This is a genomic window from Acinetobacter sp. Marseille-Q1618 (genome assembly GCF_902809855.1).
Taxonomy (GTDB): Bacteria; Pseudomonadota; Gammaproteobacteria; order Pseudomonadales; family Moraxellaceae; genus Acinetobacter.
The window spans coordinates 766,128-791,667 of the sequence record NZ_CADDWJ010000001.1 but is presented as its reverse complement, the minus strand read 5'-3'; the positions used below and the strand labels follow the sequence as shown (position 1 = coordinate 791,667).

Here is a 25,540-nt window from a genome sequence, read left to right as displayed (position 1 = left end):
ACTAAGACTTACCGATTTTGATCTTACTTCACTTTATGTAATCTGCTGAATTGGTAATGTAATTCGGATGCATGTGCCGTGATTATTCTTTGCAGATGATGCGCTAATTTTCCCCATATGTGCGCCGATAATCGCTTTGACAATAGTTAGTCCCAATCCTGTACCGTATTGACCACGATCTCCTCGCTCCATGGTATAAAACATATCAAAAATCCGATCTCGTTCATGCTCTGGGATGCCCTGACCTTGATCACTGATTGAAATCTCGATTTCATTATCATTAATTTTTATTACCTCAACAATAACAGCTTGTTGCTCTGGTGAAAATTTTGCTGCATTTTCCAAAACATTAAAAATGGCTTGTTCAATTAATGCGGCATGAACAAATAAATTTAGAGATTGCTCAGGCAAATACACTTCAATAATGGCTTGCGGCATATAGCGTTGCAAGCGTCTTACAGCAGAACCTACCAATTCATCCACACCAATCCAATCACGTTTTAAACTTAAACCTTCATGCCCTAAACGAGTCATATCAAGTAAGTTCTGGATATAACGATCTAAACGCTCACCTTCTAAATGAATCGCTTCTAAAAGGCTATTTTGATCTTGTTCATCCATCGAATGTCGATAATGAGTCAATGTATCTGCAGCGCCAATCATTGAAGCTAAAGGTGAGCGTAAGTCATGTGAAACCGAAGATAAGAGTGCTGAACGCAATTTTTCAGTTTCTGAGCTTACATTAGCAGCTTCCAACGCTTTGGCTAATTGTGTACGAGAAATGGCTTGTGCAATATATTCAACCATTGCCTCTGCCAAGCACTTTTGCTCAGTGCTGAGAATGGTTTGGTCATGTAAGAATTTAATGCCAATAACACCTAGACATTGTTTAGAGGCAAGTAAAGGCAAAAACCACCAAGCATTTTCAGTTAAAGTTTGCGTGAAACGACCTGAAGCTTGTAAGTTTTTAAATGTCCATTCTAATGAAATTCTTTCCTTATCAGTAAGTTGTTTTAAAATAGCTTTTGCATCTGAAGCTTCGGGACAATATAAGCATATTTGAGCTTTTAAATTTTTGCTTAGACTCCTTTTGGCAATGTCTTGTACTTGTCTAAGATCTACGGCAACTGAAAGTTTTTGTCCCAAATCCTGCATAATACTGTTATAACTATTGGCTGCTTTTAATGCTGTTACCTGTTCACGTAAGCGGGATGCTAAACGACTGGCAATCAAGGCTGCACCAAGAAAAGCCACCACCGTGATCACGCCTTGATGTGCTGAAATTTGCAAAGTAAATTTCGGTGAAATAAAGAAAAAGTTATACGCTAAGAAAAATAAAAGAGCTGAAAATACGGCTGCAATCATGCGAGTTTTAGATGCAACAAAAACTACTGCAGTAATAAAAACAACTGAAAGCTCTTCAATACCAAGATATTTCTCTCCTAAACTGGCAATGACGATACTGATTGCTGTAGTCAGCAATACATACGAAGTTTCTCTAAAGGTTAAAAAAGCTCCTTGTTGTGGAATAAAATTTTGCTGCCGATGCTCAGATACAATTGGTACAATGCTGAGTTCAAAACTCGGTTGCCGTTTTAAAATCTGCTCAACGAGATTTGGCTTAAAATGAAACCATGTCTTTTGTGAGGAACTTTGTGCCAAAACTAGCGTTGAAATTCCGTGATCCATAACATAGTCGTACAGTGTATGCGCATGTTGCTGACCATATAAAACGTCTGTCATCCCCCCCAATTGACGCGCCAAATTAAAAGCGCTTTCAATTTCTCGGCTTTGTATTGTTTCTGGTTGTGCTTGTAGATTCGGTGCTTTGGAAAATGTTATAACTGTCCACTGTGCTAAACGATGCTCTGCAATACGGCAACCTGCTCGAACCAATGCTTCAGCATGCCCATTCCCTTCTATCATGATCAAGATATGATTTTTTAATGGAATTGGTGCGATACCATGCACTGCAAAACTTTCTCGAACATCACTATCCACATGACTAGCGACTGTTTGCATCGCAAGCTCACGTAAAGCGGTTAAATTGGAGTGATTAAAAAAACGCTGTAATGCTTGTTGTGCTTGCTCAGGCACATATACCTTGCCCTGATTTAGCCGTTCTAGTAATTCATTCACAGGCAAATCAATTAGGCGAATATCTCGTATTCGCTCAAACACTCGATCAGGCACAGTTTCAGCTACACGGATCCCTGTAATTTGATACACGACATCATTTAGACTTTCTAAATGCTGAATGTTCATCGTGGTAAAAACATCAATACCTGCATCCAATAATTCATTAATATCTTGCCAACGTTTTTCATGCCGACTGCCGGGCATATTGGTATGTGCAAATTCATCAACTAGTACAATACTCGGTTTTCTCTCCAATACTGCGTCTAAATCCATCTCTTCAAGTTGATGACCTTGATAGTTAATTATTTTACGTGGAATGACTGTTAAACCTGTGATCAAATTTTCTGTTTCAACCCGCCCATGAGTTTCTACATAAGCAATCACAATATTGATGCCTTGCAAAGCTAACTCGTGCGCACGAACCAACATCGCAAAAGTTTTACCTACACCTGGTGCAGCGCCTAAAAATATAGTCAGACGTCCAGATTGATAACGTTGGGTATGTTGTAGCAAGACATCAGCTTTATTACTTCGTTGGTCGGTCATATTAGGGCTTCTTATTTAATGTAGAAGGTTAGAAAGTAAGGTACTCTGCATATAAAACCTCTCCCTAGCCCTCTCCTATTAAGGAGAGGAAACTTACATTACGTTTTTTCTTTTCAATAAAAATCTATTAAAAATAATACATTAATGATCGAATGATTCAAATTACTTCCCGATATGATCTAAAGCCAAATTTAACTCAAGCACATTGACACGTGCCTGCCCCAAAATACCAAAAGTCGGTTGAACTGTATGTTGCTGTACCAACTCCATCACATCTTGATCAGCAATATGTCTTGTCTGAGCAATACGTTTCACTTGTATCATCGCAGATTGAACACTAATCTCAGGGTCTATGCCACTACCTGAAGCAGTGACTAAATCCGCTGGGATATTTGTTGGATTAATCTGTTCCTGTGCTGCGATTTTATTTAACCGTTCATTAATGGTTTTATTTAATTCTGGATTGGTTCTTGCCATATTACTACCAGACATTGCCATGGGATCATAATTGGCTGCAGATGGTCGTGGGTGAAAATATTTCGCTTGTGTAAAAGGCTGTGCAACCAAACGTGAACCTAGAATTTGATTATTTTCAATGATCATACTGCCATTGGCTTGCTCTGGAAATATCACTTGTCCAAGCCCTGTTGCAATCGAACTATAAACAAAACCACATAAGCCCAATGCAATAACACTTAATCCAAGAGAACCACGCATTAACTTAACTATTGATAGATCAATTAATTGATTATTTTGAGTATTCATTTTTATCATCCTCGTAAATTAAAGTGAAAACAGGGGGCTAATCATTAAATCAATCACTTTAATGGCTACAAATGGTAATAAAACACCGCCAACACCATAAATCAGCATATTACGACGCAATAATTGTGTTGAAGTTGAAGGTTTAAACTTTACACCTCGTAATGCAATCGGAATCAATAACGGAATAATAATTGCGTTAAAAATCAAAGCTGAAAGGATTGCACTTTCTGAACTTGTTAATTGCATGATATTTAAAACATTCATTTGCGGAATTGCTGCAACAAATAAAGCAGGTAAAATCGCAAAATATTTAGATACATCATTTGCTAAAGAAAATGTGGTTAATGCACCACGCGTAATCAACTGCTGTTTACCAATTTCGACCACGGACAATAATTTGGTTGGGTCTGAATCTAAATCCACCATATTGCCTGCTTCTTTGGCTGCTTGCGTGCCTGAATTCATGGCAAGACCAATATCAGCCTGAGCCAAAGCAGGTGCATCATTGGTACCATCACCCACCATTGCCACTAAATGCCCTTTATTTTGTTCAGTACGAATACAGCTTAATTTGTCTTCTGGTTTCGCTTCGGCAATATAATCATCCACGCCTGCTTCGGCAGCAATTGCAGCCGCAGTCAAAGGATTATCCCCTGTTACCATAACTGTTTTAATGCCCATTTCACGTAGACGTGCAAACTTTTCTTTGATGCCTTGTTTAATCACATCTGAAAGTTCAATCACACCAAGAATATTTTTATCTTTTGCCACGACTAAAGGTGTTGCACCTTTAGATGCTACTTGCTCGACACGAGTTTTTAATTCACTTTGCTGCTCAATGTGTTGTGACGTAAATTTTAAAATCGCATCCAAAGCTCCTTTACGAATTTGCTCACCATTCAGTAAGTTCACCCCTGAAATTCGGGTTGCCGCATTAAATGCAATAAATTCAGCTTGCGTAGGCTCAACAATTCGTTCACCTTGATCTTTTGCTAAAGCCATAACTGACTTCCCTTCTGGTGTTGGATCTGCCAATGACGTCAATACAGCTGCTTGACGTAGTTCCGACTCAGTTACACCAGTTAATGGATAAAAAGCGGTTGCTTGACGATCACCATAGGTAATTGTCCCTGTTTTATCGAGCAGTAATACATCGACATCACCTGCAACCTCCACAGCCTTACCAGATTTGGCGATTACATTGGCTTTTAAGGCTCTATTCATCCCTGCAATACCAATTGCAGGTAATAAACCACCAATCGTAGTTGGAATTAAACATACCAATAATGCCACTAATAGAATTGGATTGATTTCAATATGTAGAAAATGTCCAATAAAAGGCAAACTCACCACCACCATGATAAAAGTCACTGTCATCACAGTGAGTAAAATACCTAGAGCAATTTCATTTGGTGTTTTTTGACGATTTGAACCCTCAACCAAAGCAATCATTCGATCAAGGAAACTATTGCCTGATTCAGCAGTTACTTGGACGATGATACGATCTGTGAGTACTTTTGTACCCCCAATCACTCCTGATTTATCGGTTCCCGCTTCACGCAGTACGGGGGCAGATTCACCTGTCACCGCTGCTTCATTGATGGTGGCAAAACCTTGAATAATTTCACCATCTGCAGGAATCAACTCGCCTGCACGGACTTCGATCAAGTCATTCATTTTCAATGCAGTTGCAGGAATTTGCGTACCTTCATTATCATTTTTAGAACTTAAGCGACGTGCTGTTAAATTTTGACGTGCTTGACGTAAAGATGATGCTTGTCCACGACCTTTAGCTTCTGCAACTGCTTCTGCATAGTTGGCAAATAAAACGGTGATAAATAAAATCAGTGTCACCAATAAGCCAAACAAAAGACTGGCTTGCCCTAGAATCGTACTTATCAATGTAATCAGTGTACCGAGCCAAACAATCGCCATGACTGGATTTTTAATCACATGTTGCGGTAATAACTTGATAAAAGCATTTTTCCATGCTTCAGCTTGAAATAACGTTGAAGTGACTGTGTTTTGCTGCGTTTGAGCAGTTTGTTTTGAATGATTCATTGTACTCACCTTTAAGCTTGAACCAATAACAGATGATCAGCAATCGGTCCTAAGACGAGGACTGGCATAAATTGTAATAAGGTCAACATCACCACGATCGCAATCAAGGTCAATGCAAATGTTGGGGTTTCTACTTGCAAACTACCGCTACTTTCAGGCGCTTGGCGTTTGGCTGCTAAACGTGTTGCGATCAATAAAGGAATAATTAATGTTGGGAAACGTCCAAGCAATAAGGCAATTGCACAACTCACATTCCACCACACAGTATTGTCGGCAAGTCCTTCGAAACCTGAACCATTGTTGGCAAATGCAGAAACATATTCATATAAAACTTGAGAAATACCGTGATATTGCGGATTACTATTTCCAGTTAATTCAGAAAAAAACACAGCAATAGAAGTCAAGCTGAGGATAACAATCGATTGGATGAGAATCACCACAGCAAGCAATTTAATTTCTCCAGCTTCAATTTTTCGTCCAAATAATTCAGGTGTACGCCCTGTCATTAAACCTGCAATAAAGACTGCTAAAAATAGATAGATCATAAATTGCTGTAAGCCACAACCAATCCCGCCCCAAATCGCATTAATCAGCATGTTGGCAATTGCCACTAAACCTGTTAGTGGTGCAGACGAATCATGCATCATATTGACTGAACCATTATTCACTTGTGTGGTGATTGCAGCCCAAATCGCAGAAGAAGTTTCACCAAAGCGGACTTCTTTACCTTCCATTGCTGATAGCAATATTGAAGTTGAGGATAAGCTTTCTGACCAAATCGCACTGCTTGCGGAAATAACAGACATCAATAGCATTGAGCCAAAAACAAAACCTGCAAACTTGGCACGTTTAGTAAAAAAGCCCAACATAAAAATCACAGAAATGGGAATCAATAAAATTGCTAACATTTCCAATAAATTAGATAATGGCGTTGGATTTTCTAAAGGAACTGTGCTGTTTGGTTCGTACCAACCACCTCCATTACTCCCAAGTTGTTTAATCGCCACCATAGGTGCAACAGGACCTAAAGGAATTTTTTGGGTTTTTATTTCACTACTTTGGTCAATGACTTGAACTTCTGGTCCAGTTTGAAAGGTGGATGGCACACCTTGACTATTAAGGAGTAGCGACCAAACCATACATAATGGAATCAAAAAGCGACATGTGGGGCGAATCACATCTGCCCAATAGTTCCCAACATTAATCTGCTGAACTTTGCTACTCAAGCTTGCATGTTGCCCAAATTCAGACATTTCATTTGATTGTTTGAAAAATAATGCGCGAACTGTTGCAACCACCATAGCTAAGCCCATCATTGGTGTGATGATTTGCAAACCAACGATCCCGACCATTTGTGATAAATAGGAGAGTTGTGCTTGCCCTGAATAGTGCTGTTGGTTGGTATTGGTTAAAAATGAAATCATGGTATGCAGAGCCAAATCCCATGACATATTTGGGGCATGATTTGGATTCAACGGCAAACTCGCTTGCACCATAAACAGAATCCAAGTCAGTATCCCCATGACGCTACAACTAAACACGAAGCTGAATAAATATGTTTTGACATTCATGCCGTGTTTTGGATTTGTGCCTAAAACAGCATAAATGGGCTTTTCGACCCAATTGAACAGTGGGTCTATTTTCATCTCACCATTTCGCATGACTGCGGCAAGATATTTACCCAATGGATAAGCCAAAATTGTCACAATGAGTAAAATTAAGAAGAACTCTAGCATGGTGTTTCTCCTATTTTTTTATGATTTAAAGGAGAAATCCTGCTATTTATATGATGTTTAAATTGAGGTACAAGGCATATTATTGAATACTGTACTTGCTGATGTGCGGTGTGTTGAGCGCTCATCTCTTTCATCCTAAATTATGGGATATTCCATGTCTAAGTATGAAAAATATGAACGTAAATTCTCTATTCATGCCTATGTCTTAAGCGTAAAATTTGCGTAAAAATATATTAAATAGAGCAATTGTTAGAACAAATTTAAATAAAATAGTCAGGTGATTTATAAGTTGATGAATTTACTGAATTATGGTTTGAATTTATTTTATATAGACCTATAAAAATCTCCAAATAATATTTAACATTATAAAGTTAGGTTTAGGTAAACATAAGAAGAACGACTAAATTATGATGGTATTTATAATACCAGTCTAAATACTCATCCAATTTTTAGTCATATTAAATTGAAGAGCATGAGCTCTCCAATTTCAACTAACAGGCTCTTTTATAGCAATGGCAACACCGCAGGAACGATGTCATGAATGGTTTTACCATTACAGGTTTCACCAATCGCAGCCATTTTCCAAGCATTATTATGACGATACACTTTCGCAATAATTAATGCAGTGTAATTACCTTGTGCTGACAAATTATATTTTGCAACTTCAGTATTGTTGGTTTCATCGACTACACGACAAAATGCATTTTCCACTTTTTCAAAAGTTTGACCACGGAAGCTACTAATCGTAAATACAATTTGTTGAACTTGTGCAGGAACGCGTGTCAAATCCACAAAGATTTTCTCATCATCTCCATCGCCTTCACCTGTCAAATTATCACCTGAATGTTGAATACTACCATCACGGCTACGAAGCTGAGCAAACCAAACATTATCAAGTACTTGTTTATTGGCATCAAATAAAATTGCAGAAGCGTCTAAATCAATAGAACCGCCACCACCACCAAATAAACCACCTAAAAAGCCCCCGCCTTTCGCAACATCCCAACCTGCGCCCAAATAAATTTTTGTTAAAGAAGAACCATCTGGTTTTTCTAACGAAATTTTTTGACCTTTGACTAGACTAATACCCATTTATTTTCCCTCAATTTGAGTTTCCACGACCTAAAGCTGATGCCAACCATTGTAAATAACTTGCACGGTTTCGTGAGCACACGACTACTTTGCCATGCCCACGAAACTTAATCACTAAACCTTCGCCACTGGTTAAACTATTAAAAATATTTCCAACAATACCGCCTCCACCTGAAGTCGGCATACCAATGTTATAGTTCAAAGACGCATCCCATGCTGCGACATGACCATTATCAATCGTCACTTCACCTTGTTCAGGGGTAATATCTAATTCAAGTAAAGTACCGCTACCTGAGATACAGACTTGTCCCTGCCCGCTGGTTTCCATCACCACAAAACCACCTGTCCCACCAAACAATGCACCACCAATATTACTTTGAACTTTGGCTTTGATATTGGTATGTTCAGTTGCAGCAACAAATGCACCATCTGACAAAATATATTGACGTTGCCCAACATCTAAAATTTGCATATCACCATCTAAATTTGGGGATAATAGACATTCACCATCCCCTTTTGATGCCTTAATTTGCTGCTGAAATAAAGACTCACCTGAAGTAAATTTACGCATGAATGCCTGAAATACACCGCCACGTAATTTTCCTGTGACTTCAAGATTTTGTTCTACCATCACCATGGCATCCGATTCACAATAAATCGACTCACCATGTTTCATATTGACATGTAAAAAAGGTTCTGGACTACCGACTAAGGTAAATGTTGCCATTGCTCTCTGTCCTATTTGATTATATTTTTCTGTTGTGCAGCTTTGAGCCACATTGGAAATTCATTTAACAATAAATCATACAGTTGCGACTCAGGCATGCTGTCAATATTGTCCATTGCAAAGAAATTACAGTTATCAACTACTCGACCTGACATTTCATCGAGTTGTTCTAATATTCCATAATTTCGACCACCAATACCTACGAATTGCCAAAAAATAGGTTGATTCGATGCGTCTTTTAAAATTTGTTTAATCTTCTTGGTTTCAGACACACCACCATCTGAGATAAACACTACATAAACAGGCACATCGGAGCGGCTTTGTTGGGTAAAATAATCAATTACAGCATTGAGCGCCACAGGTTCATTATTAAAACGTGCCCCTGCATCCCATTTCTTGTGCCCGCCTTGTTCAGTATTGATGTAATTTTTTAAATTTCCCAAATGCACGTCACTTAAACGCAAAGCATACTGTGCAAATGCCCAACATTCAAAACTACCATCATCATCAAAATTCACTGCCAAAGGCATGATGCGGTCTAGCACTTTTTGCACATCACCTTTTTTATATTGCTGATTCATTGAACCTGAATAATCTAGTACCAATGCCACACGTGCTTTTACACCGAGTAAATTATTTTTTTCTAAACTCAGTAATGATTTTTTGGTGAGGTCTAAAAGTTGTGGTGCAGATTTTTCGATTTTATCTAAAACTAAATTTTTCTTTAAATCTAAAGTTGAGGTAGTTGAGGAAATATTTTGTGAAGTTGTGGTATTTTCCACCAGAGCAGAGACATTTTCATCTGCAACTTTCCCACCAAAATATTCAACCAAAGCTTTTAAACCCCCATTAAAACCTTGACCTATCGCAGCCATACGCCAAGCAGCATTTTTAAAATAGATTTCACACAACATTGCAGCTTTTTCTTGCTGGAAATGTGTACTTGTCAGATGGTAACTTGCCAAAACTTGCGCTTGTGGATTAAGCAATTCGACTTGAATTTGTTGAATATTGTTTAAAGTTGCTTGGTCGGTGGTCGCACAAATAACAAAACGAGGTGTTTTTTGAATATCAATCTGACTCAGATCAAATTGAAAAATATGCTGTTGGGCTTGTTGAGCATATTGTACTTCTTGTTCAGGCGTTTTAGGTTGATTATAAAAAGTCATATAATCATCATGATAGAGCTTATTATTTTCCCCCAAACCAAAGCTAGAGATATCAATCTCAAAACTGGCTTGCACTTGAACGCGTACAGTAAATTGTAAAGTAGACTGTAACAGTTGTGCCAATGCGAACTTTTGTCCTGAAACCAATTGCATAATTGTTCTCTATTTTAGTACTTGAAAATAATCTATAAAATAGCCAAAGGAATAAAATCATTTTCAAGTACTAAAAGATTGCTCTTTTAGTACTGGTGTTTAAATTACAACTTAAACAGCAACGCCATAGCTTGCAGCCAATGCGCCTAAACCACCGTTAAAGCCTTGACCTACTGCTTTGAATTTCCACTCACCACTGTGACGATATAATTCACCAAAAATCATCGCAACTTCAGTACTACCATCTTCAGACAAGTCAAAACGTGCAAGCTCTTCGCCATTTGCATCTTGGTTGATCACACGGATATAGGCTTTGTCCACTTGACCAAAGTTTTGACCATTTTGTTGACCTTCATGGATGGTTACTGCAAATACAACTTTTGCGATATCCGCAGGAACTTTAGACAAATCTACAGAAATGGTTTCATCATCACCGTCGCCATCACCTGTACGGTTGTCCCCTTGGTGCGTGACAGAACCGCATGGAGAAACTTTTTGGTTAAAGAAAATAAAACCACCGTCACCTGTTACTTTGCCATTTTCATCTGTTAAAAATGCCACAGCATCTAAGTCAAATGCTTTACCGTCAGTTACACGTGGGTTCCAACCTAAACCTAAATCTACCTTGTTCATGGTAGGTGCAGTTTTAGAGAGGTTAATGTTACCGCCTTTAGATAAGCTAATTGCCATTTTTTAATTTCCTTCTTGATTTGATTCGAGTTGTTGCTGCTTTTTACTATAAGAAATTGATGAGAAAACCGCCCATACGATGAACGCCACACCAATTAATCCTGTGACAACTTCTGGTACATGCACACCTGTACCACTTGCCAACATAATCAATGCCAGAGCACCAATTGCATAATGTGCACCATGCTCTAGATATACATAGGCATCCAATGTACCTTTTTCAACGAGGTAAATGGTCATAGAACGAACAAACATCGCACCAATCGCCAAACCTAACATGATCACAACAACATCATTGGTAATTGCGAAAGCACCAATTACACCGTCGAAACTAAATGAAGCATCTAAAACTTCTAGATATAAGAAGCCACCGATACCACCTTTCACCACTGTACCTGTAACCGTTGCATTGCCATTGGATGGAGATTTCTCATTTTCGTCTTCATCCTCATCTGAGCCACTGCCTTCAAGTAAATGTCCAATGACTTGCACACCGACATAAACCACGATACCCCAGATTCCCGCCATCACCACAACTAGACGCTGTGCATCTGGAACAAAACCTGCGATGACTAACAGTACGATCAGTGAAATAAAAACGGAGATTGCTTGAATATTACCTAAATCTGCCAGTTTTGATTCCAACCAATGAAACCAATGTTCATCTTTTTCATCATCAAAAAGGAAGTTTAAGAACACAAGTAATAAGAAAATACCACCAAAAGCCGCAATTTCAGCATGATGATCCATCAGTTTTTCTGAATATGTTTTAGGATCATTCAGGGCTAATTTTGCCACTTCAACCATACTCATATCAGCAGTCACACCAACAATGAGCAATGGGAAGACCAATCGCATACCAAAAACAGCAACGATGATACCGACAGTTAAGAATAACTTACGCCAAAATGCATCCCAATGCTTCAATACTGATGCATTGACCACGGCATTATCAAAGGACAATGACACTTCCATGATCGCCAAAATACTGGTGATCGCCAATACTTTAAGCATCATCATCAGACCTGCTTCAGGCCCGTGCGTAAAACCCCAATATGCTGAGATTGCTAAACATATAATGGTGAAAATTATCGAAAATCTAAAATGCTTCATTCATTCCACTCATCTTAGATGCTGATGCCATACTGATGGCACATTGCACGCAAGCCACCCGCATAACCTTGACCAACTGCACGGAATTTCCATTCACCGTTATGACGATATAACTCGCCAAACACCATTGCTGTTTCGGTTGAATAGTCTTCATTTAAATCAAAACGTACGATTTCAACATTACTTTGATCATTGACCACACGAATAAACGCATTTTGTACCTGACCAAAGTTTTGACCACGTTGTTCAGCATCATGAATCGTGACAGTAATTGCGATTTTTTGAATATCCGCAGGAACTAAACCTAAATTGATTTTAACTGCTTCATCATCGCCATCCCCTGCACCTGTACGGTTATCCCCTGTATGTTCAACAGAACCTTCCGGAGAACGGGTTTGGTTATAGAAAATAAAGTCATGCTCACCACGAACTTTGTCATTTGCACCTAATAAAAATGCAGATGCGTCCAAGTCAAAATCAGCACCATCTGTTGCACGTGCATCCCAACCTAAACCGACAAGTACTTGTGATAATGATGGATCTGTTTTACTTAGTGATAAGTTTCCACCTTTATTTAAAGAAATAGCCATATCGCATATCCTTCTATCTATGAAATTGAATGTAAAAAATATTAGTCTTTAGAACCCTGTGTCCAGCGGAATCCAAAACGGTAATGTTGATCTAAATATTGTTGATCTTGGAAATAACGAACTTCACGGTTGGCTTGAATGCTGCCACCAACATTTTTAAGTTCGACAATGGCACAGGTAGTCAAGTGATTACCATCGGTTAAACGTACTTCGATTTCAGGTTGATTTGGAATACGAATCGTTACTACACCATCCGTTGCTGCCCATTGTGCTGCACCAGAATAAATATAGGTATAAATCACAATACGTTCAATTTCATCCCAACGATCACCATTAATATGTAAATTTTCACCTGTACTTCTCGCACCTGTACGGTCATCGCCATCTAAATGGATAAACGGCGGACGATCATAATGTCCAAATTGATTGCCCAAAGGTTGTACCAATGCAATCTGACCACCTTTAAACTGAATCATTGCACCCAGATCTAAGTCGACTGTTTTATTGCCACCGACCAATTTTTTAAAGAATGAACCTGACTGAGCCGCTTGCCCTTGGTTCCAATTTAAATTCACCGAAATTTTGCCAAAACCTGAGCCTTTTTTGGTGAGGTTGATACTTGAATTGGTTTTATCGAGTTTAATTTTAGATAAATTTAAACCTGAGCTTGGCGTTGGCGTTGGCGTTGGCGTTGGCGTTGGCGTTGGCGTTGGCGTTGGCGTTGGCGTTGGCGTTGGCGTTGGCGAAGCTTGCGTCGTGTCTGCCGCAATTTCAACACCAAAGTTTTCTGCCAATGGCTTTAATCCACCATTAAAACCTTGATTTACAAAACGGAATTTCCATTTATCATTGTGCTTATACACTTCCGCTAAAATTAAAGCTTTTTCAGTCTTTTGTTGCGTTTCAACGGTTGCAGTTGCAACAACTTGACCATTTTCCTGCAACTCAAGCTGAATCGGTGCTAAGGCATTGACTGCATGGGGTTCACTTAAGGTCGCACAAATTGCGATTTTGTTGATTTGAGGATCAATCAAAGCAGTATTGACACTTAACTTGGTCACATAGGGGGCTTTACTTGCAGACTCAGTTAAAGTCACACTGCGATTTGCAGTTTGTTTCTGCCCATAAAAGATCATATCTTGATCGCCACGGACTTTTTGCGTAGTTTGCGCCAGTAGATAGGCTGTAATATCTAAATCAATATGCGCAGGAACATTTGTTTTTATTAAAATTTCAACATTTTGTTGATTTAAGCCAGTATTACCACCTGCAATCAATTGCATATTATCCTCAAAGACGTTGTTATAAATCTATAAAAAATGAATTTCTGAATGAAATCAAAATTTAAACTAAGTAGGTTTAATATATTTGAATCGCTTAGTTTTAACATAAAAATATGACACGCCATAGTATAAAAATCTTTTTTTTAACAAAAATACAAACAAAGACGCTGTAAAAAAATATTGCAAGTCATTCTATTTTAATTATATATTGCGCTCGCTTTTATTCATTTATCTAAAATAATAGCAACCTGACTTTTATAAGCTGTTTATTTTCTCTTATATTGAGAAATACTTAAAAATTGTGAAGGTTTTATTATTTAATTTTTAAAATTCAACTGAACTGAGAATAAAATTTATTGTGAGAGATCATTATATAGTTTGGATCGCTGAAAGCTTTTCTTGTCAAAAGGATATTATTCAAGCCTTAAAAGATTCTTCACTTGCGCCTCATTTGAAAATCATTTGCTCACATAGTTTACTTCGTCCAGAGTTACAAAATATTGCCGATGTTTTTATTCAGCAACCCAATATTGCGGATGCTGCCGATTGGTTATTACAACAGTGTATTCAACATAAAGTTGATGTACTGTTTTGTGGAAAAAGAGCGCAATATATTGAGCTGCATAGACAACAATTTGAAAAACACAATATTCAACTGATTACGGGTGCGATGTCACTCAACGAGCTTGAAAGCATAGATGATAAATTTGTATTTACTGAAAAATGCAGAACTTTAGATTTGCCTTATATTCCCGCAATCAAAGCGAATTGTATCGACACATTAAACACAGCGATTTCACAAGCTAAACAACAGTTTGGTGAAATCTGTGCCAAACCTGTGCATGGCGTGTATGGGGCTGGTTTTGTACGCTTAAAAGATGATATTAATTATTTTCAACATTTTAAATCACCATTTATCGCTAATACGCAACAATTTATAGAAGCCTATGCGCAGCTTAGTCAACCCATTGATTATTTGATCATGCCTTATTTGGATGGTGAAGAATGTTCAGTTGACATTGCTTGCGATCAAGGCAAAATTTTGGCACAGGTGACACGTATTAAGTATCAATTTCATCAAGAGTGCTTTTTACAACATCCTTGTCATGAAATTTGCACACAACTGGTTCAGCATTTCAACTGTGACGGTTTGATTAATATTCAATTTAAAAAAGACCAACAACAGCAATGGCATATTTTAGAAATTAATGCGCGTCCAGCAGGTGGATTTGCATACACCTTACATACTGGGGTGAACTTGGTCGCAGCACTTTTCGCCAAAAAATTAAACATCAATATAGCGTGTGAAAAAGCTATTTCACCTGTCAAAGTATTGCCTTTAGTACAAAGTTTTAAAATGGATTAAGATTTATCAATGAAAGAAATTGAATTAAGTCGTGGTTGTATTCGTGTTTCGGTTCGTCAACATCACCCGCATTGGGATTTAGATCAATTATTAGGTTTTGCAGAAAGAATTAACCCAAAACGTGCTTTTTTATTTGTTTCCAAAGTCTTAGGTAAACATATTCCTGTAGCACCCTCTACCATGCAACGCAGTTATGTAGACTTATGTGCCTTAGTTCCCAAAGATTTACCTTATCCAATTACTGTGATTGGTATGGCGGAAACGGCTGTAGGTTTAGGTGCAGGCGTGTACCGTGAACTAAAAAAAGATTTTGCTGAAAATGCGCTTTTTGTGACAACGACACGTCATCCTGTCGATGCTTTGCCTACTTTAGGTTTATTTTTAGAAGAACATAGTCACGCCCAAGATCAGTTTATTTTGAGCAGTCATGATGCAAAAAAACATCAACATTTAATTCAATCTAAAACTTTGATTTTGGTGGATGATGAAATTTCTACAGGAAAAACTTTTAAAAACCTGATCATGAGCCTAAAAAAATCAGGGCTTGAACAGGTTGAGCGTATTATTTTAGTGACATTGGTTAATTGGGCAGAAGAACATTTAAATGATCTTGATGTGGGTATTCCCATTGAAGTTGTTTCGCTGCTGCATGGTTCGTGGCATTGGCAAGCCAATCAAAATCAAATTGAAATCAATATGCCTGATGTTAATAAAACCAACCAAGAAGCACAGCGCATTATTGCACCACATGATTGGGGGCGTGAGCCGAGTTACCTAGACTGCCAAGCTTGGGCTAATGTTCAGGTTAAAAAGCCAAATGAAAAAATTTTAGTTTTAGGTTCAGGTGAGTTCAGTTGGATTCCTTTTCTAATTGCAGAACAATTAGAACAACAAGGTGCAGAAGTCTATTACAGCTCCACTACCCGTTCACCGATCATGCAAGGACATGCAATTCAAAGTATTTGTGCATTTACTGATAATTATGGGCTGAATATTAACAATTATGCCTATAACGTCCGACATCAACAGTTTGACCGTGTGTTATTGGTCATCGAAACAGAACAGCACAGTGTAGACCCTACACTTTTTGAGCAAATTGAAAATTTAGAAGTGATTCATTATGAAGCATAAGCCTTTGGTATTTGTTGATCTAGACGACACGTTATTCCAAACCAATCGCAAATCCACACCAACTGATTTGCATAAGATTGCAACTACAGATAAGTCTGGGCAACCTTTGTCTTATATGAAGCCCAAACAGCAAGTTTTTGTAAACTGGTTATTAGACTCTGCTGAAGTTGTGCCTGTGACTGCACGTTCAGTTGAAGCCTTGCAACGTGTGCATTTACCTTTTCAATATGGCGCAGTCTGTTCACATGGCGGTACCATTATTGATGCACAACAAAATATTGATATGGATTGGTTTCACATTCAACAACAAGCAGTTGCTGACTTAAATGACTTATTACAAGAATTACCTGATATTTTACTAAAAACAGCCCATGACTTAGGCTCGATTCGCACGTGGACAGTCGAGGAAAATGATCTCAAAATTTATACTGTTGCCAAACAAAACCAACCAGAAGATGGGCTTTTTTTAGACCAATTGGTACAACATTTACCGAAAGATGTGTTAGAACATTGCTATATCCATATTAATGGCAATAATTTAGCAGTTATTCCAAAGTTTGTTTCTAAACAAAAAGCGGTTGAGTTTTTTATTGAAAAATATGACCCTCAAGGCGAACGTGTCATTTTGGGTTGGGGCGATAGCCTGTCTGATGCAGGTTTTTTGGGCTGCTGTGATTGGTTCGGTATGCCAAAAAACAGTCAACTTGACCAGTTTTTAGCACACAACTTAAGCAGTGATCATCGACAGAAAGGATTCTTAGGGCATGTCTAATTTAAATGATATTAATCAAAGATTGGCAAATCTTGGTTTTCATGGCTCTTATCGTCCACAAGATATTACATTTTTGCTTAATATCACCAAGCTTAAACCCACGCCTGTAGCAGAAAAAGAACGCCTGATTCAATCAGGCAAAAAACACTATTCAGAAATGATCAGTGAGGAAAAAGCCCCGTCATCTGAACATTTAAAACATTTTCAACATGCTTTCAAACACGGTGCGGAACGCTTAGCACGAGAAGTTCAACAACTCAGTCAAGCTTTAATGACTCGCTTTCCAAATCAGCCTATTATTTTGGTAAGTTTGGTGCGTGCAGGTGTCCCTTTAGGCGTTTTACTTAAACATTGTATTAGCAAACATCAAGCTTGTTTTCATTATGGGATTAGCATCATTCGTGATCGCGGCATTGATTTTGCTGCGCTGAATGCCATCATTCAACAACATGGTGCTGAAAATATTGTTTTTGTCGATGGTTGGACAGGCAAAGGTGCGATTTGCCGTGAACTCACCAAAAACCTACAAAACTATCCTCAACTATTTGATGCGGGTTGGGAGATTCCTCGCCTTGTCACCTTGTCTGATTTAGGCGGTTATTCTTGGCTCAGTGCCAGTTGTGAAGATTGGCTCATCCCTTTTGGCATCTTAGGTTCAGTCATTTCAGGTTTAACTTCACGCAGTATTTTACGTGCAGATATTGACCAAACAGAAGCAGAATCCGCTTGTTATAACCCTGAAAACTGGCATGATTGTGTGATTTATACACATCTTGAGCAACACGATTTATCTATACAATTCATCCAAGATATTTTAAATATTATTGAGCAACAGCCAACGCAAGAAAAGATTGAATGGAATAACCACATTCGTTTAGCCCAGCAAAAACAGTGTTTAGCTACGGTTGACTGGATTGCTACACAATATCACATCGATAACATTAACCATATTAAACCGAGTATTGCAGAAGCGACCCGTGCCGTACTTAGACGTGTGCCTGAACGTATTTTAATTCGAGATGAACATAATCCTCACGTTCAGTTACTGTTACATTTTGCGCAACAACAGCATGTCCCAGTCGACATTTTAGGTTCAAAATTAGGCCCATATCATGCAGTGACTTTAATTAAAAAAATTGGAAAATAATACAATGAAGCAATTACAACACGCCATTGAACTTGGTGCGACCATGTATATTCCTGCCACGCATGAAAATTTATGGGACGTGACGGAAGGTAATAAATTTACCAATCTAAAGTCTATTGCTGTATGTTTGGAAGATGCTGTTTTAGAAAAAGATGTACAAACAGCAATGGTGAATTTAAAAGCACTCTTGCAAAAACGCGCAGAACATCCAAACCTGAAAGCACCTGCACTGTTTATCCGTCCACGCCATATCGAAATGGCAAAATATATTGTAGACTGGGATTTACACCATACCATTAGCGGTATGATTTTACCGAAATTTACCTTGCATAATTTAATGCAATGGATGGAGGTTTTGCCTTCTCATATCAATTTAATGCCAACCTTTGAAACCAAAGAAATTTTTGATATGGGTCACAATGTTGAGTTACAACAAGCACTAAAATATGATTTTCATAAAACATTATGTTTAAGAATCGGTGGTAATGATTTATTGTCATGTTTACATCTGCGCCGTCCGAAAAATACGACTATTTATCAAACCCCTGTGGGTATGCTGATCTCACAACTGGCAGGTTTATACATTCCTGCAGGTTTTCAACTCAGCTCTCCAGTGTGTGAACATATCGAAAATACACAGATTTTATCGAGTGAACTCATACAAGACATGAATAATGGTATTTATACCAAAACTGCCATTCACCCAACACAAATTGATTTTATTCATCAGGCATTTCAAGTGTCTAATGAAGAATTTCAAGAAGCACAACAAGTATTAGCGATTGATGCCAAGAGCGTATTTAAAAGTCAAGGCTCAATGTTAGAACCTGCAACACATCGCAATTGGGCTGAAATGGTACTTTTACGCTATAAAACCTTTGGTTTAAATAAATCAAATTTAATTCAACAAAGTGATGTGTTTAAATTAAATGCATAGCAAATCATAGTGAAATTGCAATTTTTGCTTTTTCACTTTTATTTTCTTTCATTCAAAAATTATCAATATTTAAAAAGTATAAATTTTTAGGCTCTAAGCCAGCAGATTTACTGTGAATTTTAATTACATCACCTGTTAAAGATATAATGCGTTTAAGTGCTTGAAATTATAAATTACTTTACTCATCATGTAATATCTTGCTTTAATAGCTTTATTTCATCTTATTCGTACAATAACAAACTTGGTTTTATTATGACGCAAATAGCACCACAGGATAATAATCAACAACATTTAACAACCCAACAAAAAACAGGGGTTTCAAACTATCTTGCTCGTTTTATCTCTTTTTTAACTCGGCGTGGCGCACGTTTATTGACCGGTGCACGTAGTTTATGGGTCGGCTGCCAGCCTGAAGAGTGCAAACAACGTATTTATTATGCCAATCATAATAGTCATATTGACTTTATTTTGTTGTGGTCATCTTTACCCACTGCGATACGCAGAAAAACCAAACCTGTGGCAGCATCTGATTATTGGCTTAAAGATGGCATGCGCCGTTTTCTGATCCATAATACCTTTAATGGCGTCACCATTCAGCGCAATCGTGAGAATAACCAAGACCCATTACAACCGATTAAAGATGCTTTAGAACAAGGCTATTCTATTATTTTCTTTCCTGAAGGCACGCGTAATTTAAATGATGATGTTGAATTATTAAAATTTAAAAGTGGTTTGTTTAATTTACATCAACAATTTCCTGAGATCGAAATTGTCCCTGTATGGATTTCAAACTTAAAACGTGTGATGCCTAAAGGAGCATTTATTCCTTTGCCTTTATTGTCTACTGTCTGTTTTGGTTGTCCTCTGGAGCAGCATTTTGAAATGGATAAAACCGAATTTTTAGCATATGCACAACAACAACTCCTGAAATTAAAAGAGGTTGAAAACCAATGACCTTAGATAACTTAGAACAAACTTACTTATTATTTGGTATTTTCGCAGCGATTTTAATTTTTGCCTCAACAGTTGGATTTGTTTTAAAGCAGCGTGCAGGTACAGCACCCTCGCCTGTCATTGACAATTTAAATGCGCGCATCAATGCATGGTGGGTGATGTTAATTGTGATTGGTGCAGCGATTTTGCTCGGAAAAACTGCATTTATCATTCTGTTTGGTATTATTTCTTTATTTGCATTACGTGAGTTTATTAGTTTACTACCGACTCGGCGTGGTGATTATTTTCCCTTACTGATCGCTTTTTACTTTGTTATTCCTTATCAATATTATTTAATTTATACCGACTGGTATGGTTTATATTCGATCTTCATTCCCCTGTATGTCTTTTTACTGATTCCAATCGCCAGCCTAAAGCAAGAAGACACGACCCATTTTTTAGAGCGTAGTTCTAAAATCCAATGGGGCTTAATGGTCAGTGTGTTTTGTATTTCTCACGTTCCTGCCTTATTAAATTTGAAACTTCCAGGCTTTGATGGAGAGAAGATTTGGTTAGCAATTTGGTTGATTATGGTGGTACAAGCATCTGATGTCTTACAATATGTTTGTGGAAAATTATTTGGAAAACATAAAGTTGCACCTGTATTATCACCCTCCAAAACGGTTGAGGGTTTAGTTGGAGGCATCATTCTTGCTACAGGTTTAGGCGTGCTCATGGCATGGCTCACTCCCTTCACTCATTTACAGGCTGCTTTTATAGGATTAATTGTTTGCGTTTTTGGTTTCTTTGGTGGTTTAGTCATGTCTGCAATCAAACGTGATCGTGGAGTCAAAGACTGGGGACAGTTGATTCATGGGCATGGTGGCATGTTAGATCGTATTGATTCGATTTGCTTTTCAGCCCCTATTTTCTTTCATATCTTGCGTTATTGGTGGAGTTAAGAAACTATATTTTTTATATAATAATCAATAACATATAAAGGATGGGGAAATCTAATATTTCCCATCCTTTTTTAATAGATAAATTATTGTTCTGCCAACCAACTCATAAAGCGTTGACGTTCAGCTTTTGATGCTTTTTGCCAAATTTGAATCATCTGTTGATCTGCTGAATTTAAATTTGTGTTTGTTGAACTAAGATTTGTTGCAGTTGTCACATTTGTATTGGTCGTCGCTACAGCTTGTGGTGCATTTGCATAAACTGGTGCAGGTTGATTTTCAGCCTTTTTAGAGGTGGTTAAATCAAATACTCGACCAAAAATTCCACCAGATAACCAAGGTTTAGCTTCATTATTTGCACCCGTTTGTTGTACGATCATCTGATTATTTTGATCATACAAAGCAATTGTCGGTTGTTCAGCATATTTTTTTGCAGCATCAAAATCTTGTGGTGCATTAACCAAATTTAATTTATAGGTTTTGCCATCTTGTAAATTCGGTGCTGTAATGGTGACCACACCTGATTTTAAAATATCATGTTCGTTATTTAAATGTTCAAAATACTGCTGATAACGAACACTCACTGCAACCTGACCAGCATCCACTTTATATTCATTTTTTTTGGTTCTAAAAATACCTGTATTTACTTCCTGATCATTCACAGCCAAAACAACTATTTCTTCAGGTGCAGTAATGGTCACTGCCGCAAAAGTTGAGCCACTCATGACCAAGCCCAAACCGATTACACTTGCTGCAAATTTAAAACGCATAGGTATTTCTCGAATGTCAATAAACTGTAAAATTTAATGCACTATGCTATGTCCTCATGACAATTTTATGACAATTCAGTTTTTCATAACATTTTCATGGCTAAGCATTTGAAAAAATATATTTTTATAAAATAATCTTAAGTCGTGATGCTCAAGACTCTGTATGCTTATTTTGATTTTTTAGAGTGCTTGAAGATTCATTTTCTATTTGAAAATTTTGTGCACCACAATGTCGACATACTTTTCCTGGATGTCTACGCCACAATTCATAGATCACACCAGGAATAATGGCAAAACATAAAAGTAATAAGGTAATAAAAATACTTCCTCGGTAAGTCGGCACACTATATCGTCCACAAGACAAACATTTTTCTTTCATTGAAATATTTCTATTTTTAAAATTTTGTGAATATTAACTTGCCACTGATTTATGAATCAATTGTTATTCTGCATTTTAATAACAGCAATTTCAGCCATATTAAAATAAAAAAGAGCGCCTAAGCGCTCTTAAATTTTACATTTAAATTAGTTAAATGTTTTAAAACGTTCTTTGTCATCCATAAATGGTTTTTCACCTGCTGGTGCTTCAACTGAACCAAAGACCAATTGTGCACGCAATTTCCAATTACTTGGGACGTTAAAGGTTTGTGCCACTTCTTCATCAATGATTGGGTTATAGTGCTGTAATGACGCACCTAAACCTGCTTCAGAAAGTGCTGTCCAAGTTGCAAATTGTGCAATACCTGTAGAGTGTTCTGACCAGACTGGGAAGTTATCAGCATAAAGCGCAAATTGTTCTTGAAGACTTTTTACTACATCTTGATCTTCATAAAACAACACTGTGCCATAACCTGCAATAAAACTATTAATTTTATTGCTTGTACCTTCAAAAGCTTCAGCAGGAACGATCTTACGTAAAGTTTCTAAAACAATTGTCCAGAATTTTACATGAGAATCACCAAATAAAGTCACTGCACGTGAAGTTTGCGAGTTAAATGCAGATGGACTAAGTTTGATTGCATCTTTGATGGTTTCTTCAATTTTTACATTGTCTAATTTTACATTTTTGCCAATTGCATAAATTGAACGACGTTGTTTGATTTGATCTAAAAATGACATTGTAGTAATCCTCAAATATTTCTTTGACCGTTTTGGTCGTGTTCTTAAGATGGTATAAGTGTATTGTATTCCAACTCTTTTCGTCAGTATTATCTTTATGACATTCCGTTGCAGAAATAGAACGCTATTTAGTAGTTTACAATAACTTTTAATACCATATCCACTATGAAAACACTCTAAATACTTGATTTTCATCTTCATAAGATTTTACATCAGCAGGCGTGACAATAGAACCAAAAGTCATTTGTGCCTTAAGTTGCCAATGTTGAGGAAGGCTATAATGTTCCGTTACATGTGTATCAATGTTTGGATTATAGTGATGCAACGCTGCGCCCAGATCTAAACTCGCCAGTAAACTCCATACGGCAAACTGCACCATGCCTGAACTTTGCTCTGACCAAACTTCAAAATCATTGGCTTGTAATGGTCTGAATTTTTGCAATTTTTTAACAACATTTAAATCTTCAAAAAATAAAATTGTGCCATAAGCCGCAGTACATTCCGCAATTTTGATTGCTATGCCCTCATAGGCTTTTTCATGGAGATGTTGCTTTTGAATATCTTTGACCATTTTCCAAAATTGCTCATGTGAATTTTGTATCAAAATCACCACGCGCGCGCTCTGACAATTCAGCACTGAAGGACAACAATACACCGTTTCCTTGATTAAATTGATCAACTGTTCTTGGTTATAACTAACTTTTTTACCCAAATGATAAATACTGCGACGCTTGCGCAGATCATCTAAAAATTGATATTCATCCGCTTGATTTTCTTTCTTTTTAAAAAGTAAATCTTTGGATAGTTCTGTTGTTAATACATGACCAATTTTAGACAGAATCGTCATTTTCATTTCCCCAAAAGAGCTAAAAATAAAGGCATAATTTTTTTAGGTATTTTATCTCTAAGGTCTAGGTTTTGTATATTTTATCTTGACATTAATGGCTATTTTTAAGGCAAAAAATCTTTAAAAAACAAAAAACTCCGTAATAGATGGAGTTTTTGTATAATTATTCAACGCAAGGTTAAGTCAATTATTTTTCAGTTTCAAATAAAGCAGCAACAAATGATTTTGCAGAAAATGGACGCAAGTCATCAATTTTCTCACCGACACCGATAAAACGGATCGGAACATGGGTACGACTTGCAATATTGAACAACACACCACCTTTGGCTGTACCATCCAATTTAGTAATGGTTAAACCTGTCAAGCCCACTGCTTCATCAAACATTTCGACTTGATTAATGGCGTTTTGACCCGTACCAGCATCCACCACAAGCATCACTTCATGGGGTGCAGTAGCATCAATTTTTTGCATAACTCGCTTAACTTTGGTTAACTCAGTCATCAAGTTACTTTTATTATGTAAACGTCCTGCAGTATCTGCGATCAGCACATCCACACCTTTGGCACGTGCGCTTTCAAAAGCATCAAAAATCACTGAAGCACTGTCTGCACCATGCCCTTGTGCAACCACTTGGATATTATTACGCTCACCCCAAATTTGTAACTGCTCTGTCGCTGCGGCACGGAATGTATCTCCCGCAGCCAACATGACTTTTTTACCTTCGCCTTGTAAACGTTTTGCAAGCTTGCCAATAGTTGTCGTTTTACCTACACCATTAACACCCACCACCAAAATCACAAATGGGTTTTTATTTGGGTCGATATGTAACGGTTTGACTCGTGGCGCAAGTAAAGCCACCAACTCTTCTTGTAAAGCTTTATATAAAGAATGTGAATAAATCAAATCCCCACGTTCAGTACGTTCAGTTAAATTGGCAATAATAGTTTTAGTTGCCTCCACACCAATATCTGAAACTAATAATTGCTCTTCAACTTCTTCAAGCAATTCATCATCGATTTCTTTCCCACCGATGAGGATATTCACCATACCATCAGCAAGATTTTTACGAGATTTACTTAAGCCTTCTTTCATTCGGCTAAAGAAGCCGCCTTTTGCTTTTGTTTCTTCTTCTACAACCTCTGCCACAGCAGGAATTACTGTTTCTACAGGTTCAATTTTATTTTCAACGATAGGCACATCAACGGCGGGTAAACTAGGTAATGTGACATCGTCATCGCCGATATCTGCATCAATCAAGAATTTATTTTGCTGTTCTTGCATGCCGATTCCTTGAAAAGCATAATATTAAAAAAGAAAGAGTTTAGCACAGATTGCCCTATTGATAAGCGTTTAAGCTGTATTAAAGTGCCTGCTTTGAATGTTTAAGCCGATGTTTTTACAAATCAACCAAAATGCAACATTTCAATATTGATTTAAAACATATTTTTTTTAAGAATAAGATACATACTTTAGACTTTTTAGGATAGGTAGTGC

The 25,540-nt window shown here is 37.4% G+C and carries 23 protein-coding genes; 7 read left to right on the top strand and 16 right to left on the bottom strand.

What is annotated here, in order from left to right:
- Window positions 1-33: 33 nt before the first annotated feature.
- The 11 genes from HUS24_RS03630 to HUS24_RS03580 all read right to left on the bottom strand — a co-directional run bounded on the left by HUS24_RS03630 (window position 34) and on the right by HUS24_RS03580 (window position 14,064).
- Entirely contained in the window at window positions 34-2,685 is a 2,652-nt protein-coding gene (locus HUS24_RS03630) for a sensor histidine kinase KdpD (RefSeq protein WP_173910674.1), read from the bottom strand.
- Window positions 2,686-2,847: 162 nt separating this feature from the next.
- Complete coding sequence (gene kdpC / locus HUS24_RS03625; RefSeq protein WP_173910673.1) at window positions 2,848-3,450, bottom strand: potassium-transporting ATPase subunit KdpC; 603 nt, start codon at window positions 3,448-3,450, stop codon at window positions 2,848-2,850.
- An 18-nt stretch (window positions 3,451-3,468) separates the two neighbouring features.
- Entirely contained in the window at window positions 3,469-5,511 is a 2,043-nt protein-coding gene (gene kdpB / locus HUS24_RS03620) for a potassium-transporting ATPase subunit KdpB (protein ID WP_173910672.1), read from the bottom strand.
- A gap of 11 nt (window positions 5,512-5,522) precedes the next feature.
- The gene (gene kdpA, locus HUS24_RS03615; protein WP_173910671.1) at window positions 5,523-7,247 is read right to left on the bottom strand and encodes a potassium-transporting ATPase subunit KdpA; all 1,725 of its coding nucleotides are present in this window, start codon (window positions 7,245-7,247) and stop codon (window positions 5,523-5,525) included.
- Between the two features lie 504 nt (window positions 7,248-7,751).
- Window positions 7,752-8,339 (bottom strand): TerD family protein, encoded by a 588-nt coding sequence (locus tag HUS24_RS03610; RefSeq protein WP_173910670.1) that lies wholly within the window; start codon window positions 8,337-8,339, stop codon window positions 7,752-7,754.
- 10 nt (window positions 8,340-8,349) lie between these two features.
- Window positions 8,350-9,066 (bottom strand): TIGR00266 family protein, encoded by a 717-nt coding sequence (locus HUS24_RS03605; RefSeq protein WP_173910669.1) that lies wholly within the window; start codon window positions 9,064-9,066, stop codon window positions 8,350-8,352.
- Window positions 9,067-9,077: 11 nt separating this feature from the next.
- On the bottom strand, window positions 9,078-10,388 hold the full coding sequence (locus HUS24_RS03600; protein WP_173910668.1) for a VWA domain-containing protein: 1,311 nt from the start codon (window positions 10,386-10,388) through the stop codon (window positions 9,078-9,080).
- 111 nt (window positions 10,389-10,499) lie between these two features.
- A complete protein-coding gene (locus HUS24_RS03595) occupies window positions 10,500-11,078 on the bottom strand; it encodes a TerD family protein (RefSeq protein ID WP_065995109.1) in 579 nt (192 codons plus the stop codon).
- 3 nt (window positions 11,079-11,081) lie between these two features.
- Window positions 11,082-12,191: a DUF475 domain-containing protein gene (locus tag HUS24_RS03590; RefSeq protein WP_173910667.1), complete on the bottom strand. Its 1,110-nt coding sequence runs from the start codon at window positions 12,189-12,191 to the stop codon at window positions 11,082-11,084.
- Window positions 12,192-12,205: 14 nt separating this feature from the next.
- Window positions 12,206-12,781, bottom strand: coding sequence for a TerD family protein (locus HUS24_RS03585; protein ID WP_130073413.1), 576 nt, complete (start codon window positions 12,779-12,781; stop codon window positions 12,206-12,208).
- 41 nt (window positions 12,782-12,822) lie between these two features.
- Window positions 12,823-14,064: a TerD family protein gene (locus HUS24_RS03580; protein ID WP_173910666.1), complete on the bottom strand. Its 1,242-nt coding sequence runs from the start codon at window positions 14,062-14,064 to the stop codon at window positions 12,823-12,825.
- 358 nt (window positions 14,065-14,422) lie between these two features.
- Here HUS24_RS03580 and HUS24_RS03575 point away from each other — a divergent pair, with 358 nt between their 5' ends.
- The 7 genes from HUS24_RS03575 to HUS24_RS03545 all read left to right on the top strand — a co-directional run bounded on the left by HUS24_RS03575 (window position 14,423) and on the right by HUS24_RS03545 (window position 21,312).
- On the top strand, window positions 14,423-15,430 hold the full coding sequence (locus HUS24_RS03575) for an ATP-grasp domain-containing protein (protein ID WP_173910665.1): 1,008 nt from the start codon (window positions 14,423-14,425) through the stop codon (window positions 15,428-15,430).
- A gap of 9 nt (window positions 15,431-15,439) precedes the next feature.
- Window positions 15,440-16,561 (top strand): phosphoribosyltransferase domain-containing protein, encoded by a 1,122-nt coding sequence (locus tag HUS24_RS03570; RefSeq protein ID WP_173910664.1) that lies wholly within the window; start codon window positions 15,440-15,442, stop codon window positions 16,559-16,561.
- Window positions 16,551-17,333, top strand: a complete 783-nt coding sequence (locus tag HUS24_RS03565; RefSeq protein WP_173910663.1) for an HAD family hydrolase — start codon at window positions 16,551-16,553, stop codon at window positions 17,331-17,333. The genes HUS24_RS03570 and HUS24_RS03565 overlap by 11 nt, the downstream gene beginning before the upstream one ends.
- On the top strand, window positions 17,326-18,480 hold the full coding sequence (locus HUS24_RS03560; RefSeq protein WP_173910662.1) for a cysteine protease StiP domain-containing protein: 1,155 nt from the start codon (window positions 17,326-17,328) through the stop codon (window positions 18,478-18,480). The genes HUS24_RS03565 and HUS24_RS03560 overlap by 8 nt, the downstream gene beginning before the upstream one ends.
- 4 nt (window positions 18,481-18,484) lie before the next feature.
- Complete coding sequence (locus HUS24_RS03555; RefSeq protein ID WP_173910661.1) at window positions 18,485-19,417, top strand: HpcH/HpaI aldolase/citrate lyase family protein; 933 nt, start codon at window positions 18,485-18,487, stop codon at window positions 19,415-19,417.
- Window positions 19,418-19,669: 252 nt separating this feature from the next.
- On the top strand, window positions 19,670-20,371 hold the full coding sequence (locus HUS24_RS03550) for a 1-acyl-sn-glycerol-3-phosphate acyltransferase (protein ID WP_173910660.1): 702 nt from the start codon (window positions 19,670-19,672) through the stop codon (window positions 20,369-20,371).
- Window positions 20,368-21,312: a phosphatidate cytidylyltransferase gene (locus HUS24_RS03545; protein ID WP_173910659.1), complete on the top strand. Its 945-nt coding sequence runs from the start codon at window positions 20,368-20,370 to the stop codon at window positions 21,310-21,312. Before HUS24_RS03550 ends, HUS24_RS03545 begins: the two co-directional genes overlap by 4 nt.
- Before the next feature lie 83 nt (window positions 21,313-21,395).
- On the opposite strand, the gene HUS24_RS03540 is transcribed toward HUS24_RS03545, so the two are convergent.
- The 5 genes from HUS24_RS03540 to ftsY all read right to left on the bottom strand — a co-directional run bounded on the left by HUS24_RS03540 (window position 21,396) and on the right by ftsY (window position 25,327).
- The gene (locus HUS24_RS03540; RefSeq protein ID WP_173910658.1) at window positions 21,396-22,079 is read right to left on the bottom strand and encodes a DUF2057 family protein; all 684 of its coding nucleotides are present in this window, start codon (window positions 22,077-22,079) and stop codon (window positions 21,396-21,398) included.
- A 151-nt stretch (window positions 22,080-22,230) separates the two neighbouring features.
- Window positions 22,231-22,458 (bottom strand): hypothetical protein, encoded by a 228-nt coding sequence (locus tag HUS24_RS03535; protein ID WP_171531002.1) that lies wholly within the window; start codon window positions 22,456-22,458, stop codon window positions 22,231-22,233.
- 146 nt (window positions 22,459-22,604) lie between these two features.
- Window positions 22,605-23,198, bottom strand: coding sequence for a nitroreductase family protein (locus tag HUS24_RS03530; RefSeq protein ID WP_173910657.1), 594 nt, complete (start codon window positions 23,196-23,198; stop codon window positions 22,605-22,607).
- Window positions 23,199-23,361: 163 nt separating this feature from the next.
- Window positions 23,362-24,045 (bottom strand): nitroreductase family protein, encoded by a 684-nt coding sequence (locus HUS24_RS03525; RefSeq protein WP_173910656.1) that lies wholly within the window; start codon window positions 24,043-24,045, stop codon window positions 23,362-23,364.
- A 187-nt stretch (window positions 24,046-24,232) separates the two neighbouring features.
- Window positions 24,233-25,327, bottom strand: coding sequence for a signal recognition particle-docking protein FtsY (gene ftsY, locus HUS24_RS03520; RefSeq protein WP_173910655.1), 1,095 nt, complete (start codon window positions 25,325-25,327; stop codon window positions 24,233-24,235).
- Between the last annotated feature and the right edge of the window lie 213 nt (window positions 25,328-25,540).

Bases quoted from the DNA above. Each gene is read 5' to 3' on its own strand.
- HUS24_RS03630 (WP_173910674.1), bottom strand. From the start codon at position 2,685: ATGACCGACCAACGAAGTAATAAAGCTGATGTCTTGCTACAACATACC.
- kdpC (WP_173910673.1), bottom strand. From the start codon at position 3,450: ATGAATACTCAAAATAATCAATTAATTGATCTATCAATAGTTAAGTTA.
- kdpB (WP_173910672.1), bottom strand. From the start codon at position 5,511: ATGAATCATTCAAAACAAACTGCTCAAACGCAGCAAAACACAGTCACT.
- kdpA (WP_173910671.1), bottom strand. From the start codon at position 7,247: ATGCTAGAGTTCTTCTTAATTTTACTCATTGTGACAATTTTGGCTTAT.
- HUS24_RS03610 (WP_173910670.1), bottom strand. From the start codon at position 8,339: ATGGGTATTAGTCTAGTCAAAGGTCAAAAAATTTCGTTAGAAAAACCA.
- HUS24_RS03605 (WP_173910669.1), bottom strand. From the start codon at position 9,066: ATGGCAACATTTACCTTAGTCGGTAGTCCAGAACCTTTTTTACATGTC.
- HUS24_RS03600 (WP_173910668.1), bottom strand. From the start codon at position 10,388: ATGCAATTGGTTTCAGGACAAAAGTTCGCATTGGCACAACTGTTACAG.
- HUS24_RS03595 (WP_065995109.1), bottom strand. From the start codon at position 11,078: ATGGCAATTAGCTTATCTAAAGGCGGTAACATTAACCTCTCTAAAACT.
- HUS24_RS03590 (WP_173910667.1), bottom strand. From the start codon at position 12,191: ATGAAGCATTTTAGATTTTCGATAATTTTCACCATTATATGTTTAGCA.
- HUS24_RS03585 (WP_130073413.1), bottom strand. From the start codon at position 12,781: ATGGCTATTTCTTTAAATAAAGGTGGAAACTTATCACTAAGTAAAACA.
- HUS24_RS03580 (WP_173910666.1), bottom strand. From the start codon at position 14,064: ATGCAATTGATTGCAGGTGGTAATACTGGCTTAAATCAACAAAATGTT.
- HUS24_RS03570 (WP_173910664.1), top strand. From the start codon at position 15,440: ATGAAAGAAATTGAATTAAGTCGTGGTTGTATTCGTGTTTCGGTTCGT.
- HUS24_RS03565 (WP_173910663.1), top strand. From the start codon at position 16,551: ATGAAGCATAAGCCTTTGGTATTTGTTGATCTAGACGACACGTTATTC.
- HUS24_RS03560 (WP_173910662.1), top strand. From the start codon at position 17,326: ATGTCTAATTTAAATGATATTAATCAAAGATTGGCAAATCTTGGTTTT.
- HUS24_RS03555 (WP_173910661.1), top strand. From the start codon at position 18,485: ATGAAGCAATTACAACACGCCATTGAACTTGGTGCGACCATGTATATT.
- HUS24_RS03550 (WP_173910660.1), top strand. From the start codon at position 19,670: ATGACGCAAATAGCACCACAGGATAATAATCAACAACATTTAACAACC.
- HUS24_RS03545 (WP_173910659.1), top strand. From the start codon at position 20,368: ATGACCTTAGATAACTTAGAACAAACTTACTTATTATTTGGTATTTTC.
- HUS24_RS03540 (WP_173910658.1), bottom strand. From the start codon at position 22,079: ATGCGTTTTAAATTTGCAGCAAGTGTAATCGGTTTGGGCTTGGTCATG.
- HUS24_RS03535 (WP_171531002.1), bottom strand. From the start codon at position 22,458: ATGAAAGAAAAATGTTTGTCTTGTGGACGATATAGTGTGCCGACTTAC.
- HUS24_RS03530 (WP_173910657.1), bottom strand. From the start codon at position 23,198: ATGTCATTTTTAGATCAAATCAAACAACGTCGTTCAATTTATGCAATT.
- HUS24_RS03525 (WP_173910656.1), bottom strand. From the start codon at position 24,045: ATGACGATTCTGTCTAAAATTGGTCATGTATTAACAACAGAACTATCC.
- ftsY (WP_173910655.1), bottom strand. From the start codon at position 25,327: ATGCAAGAACAGCAAAATAAATTCTTGATTGATGCAGATATCGGCGAT.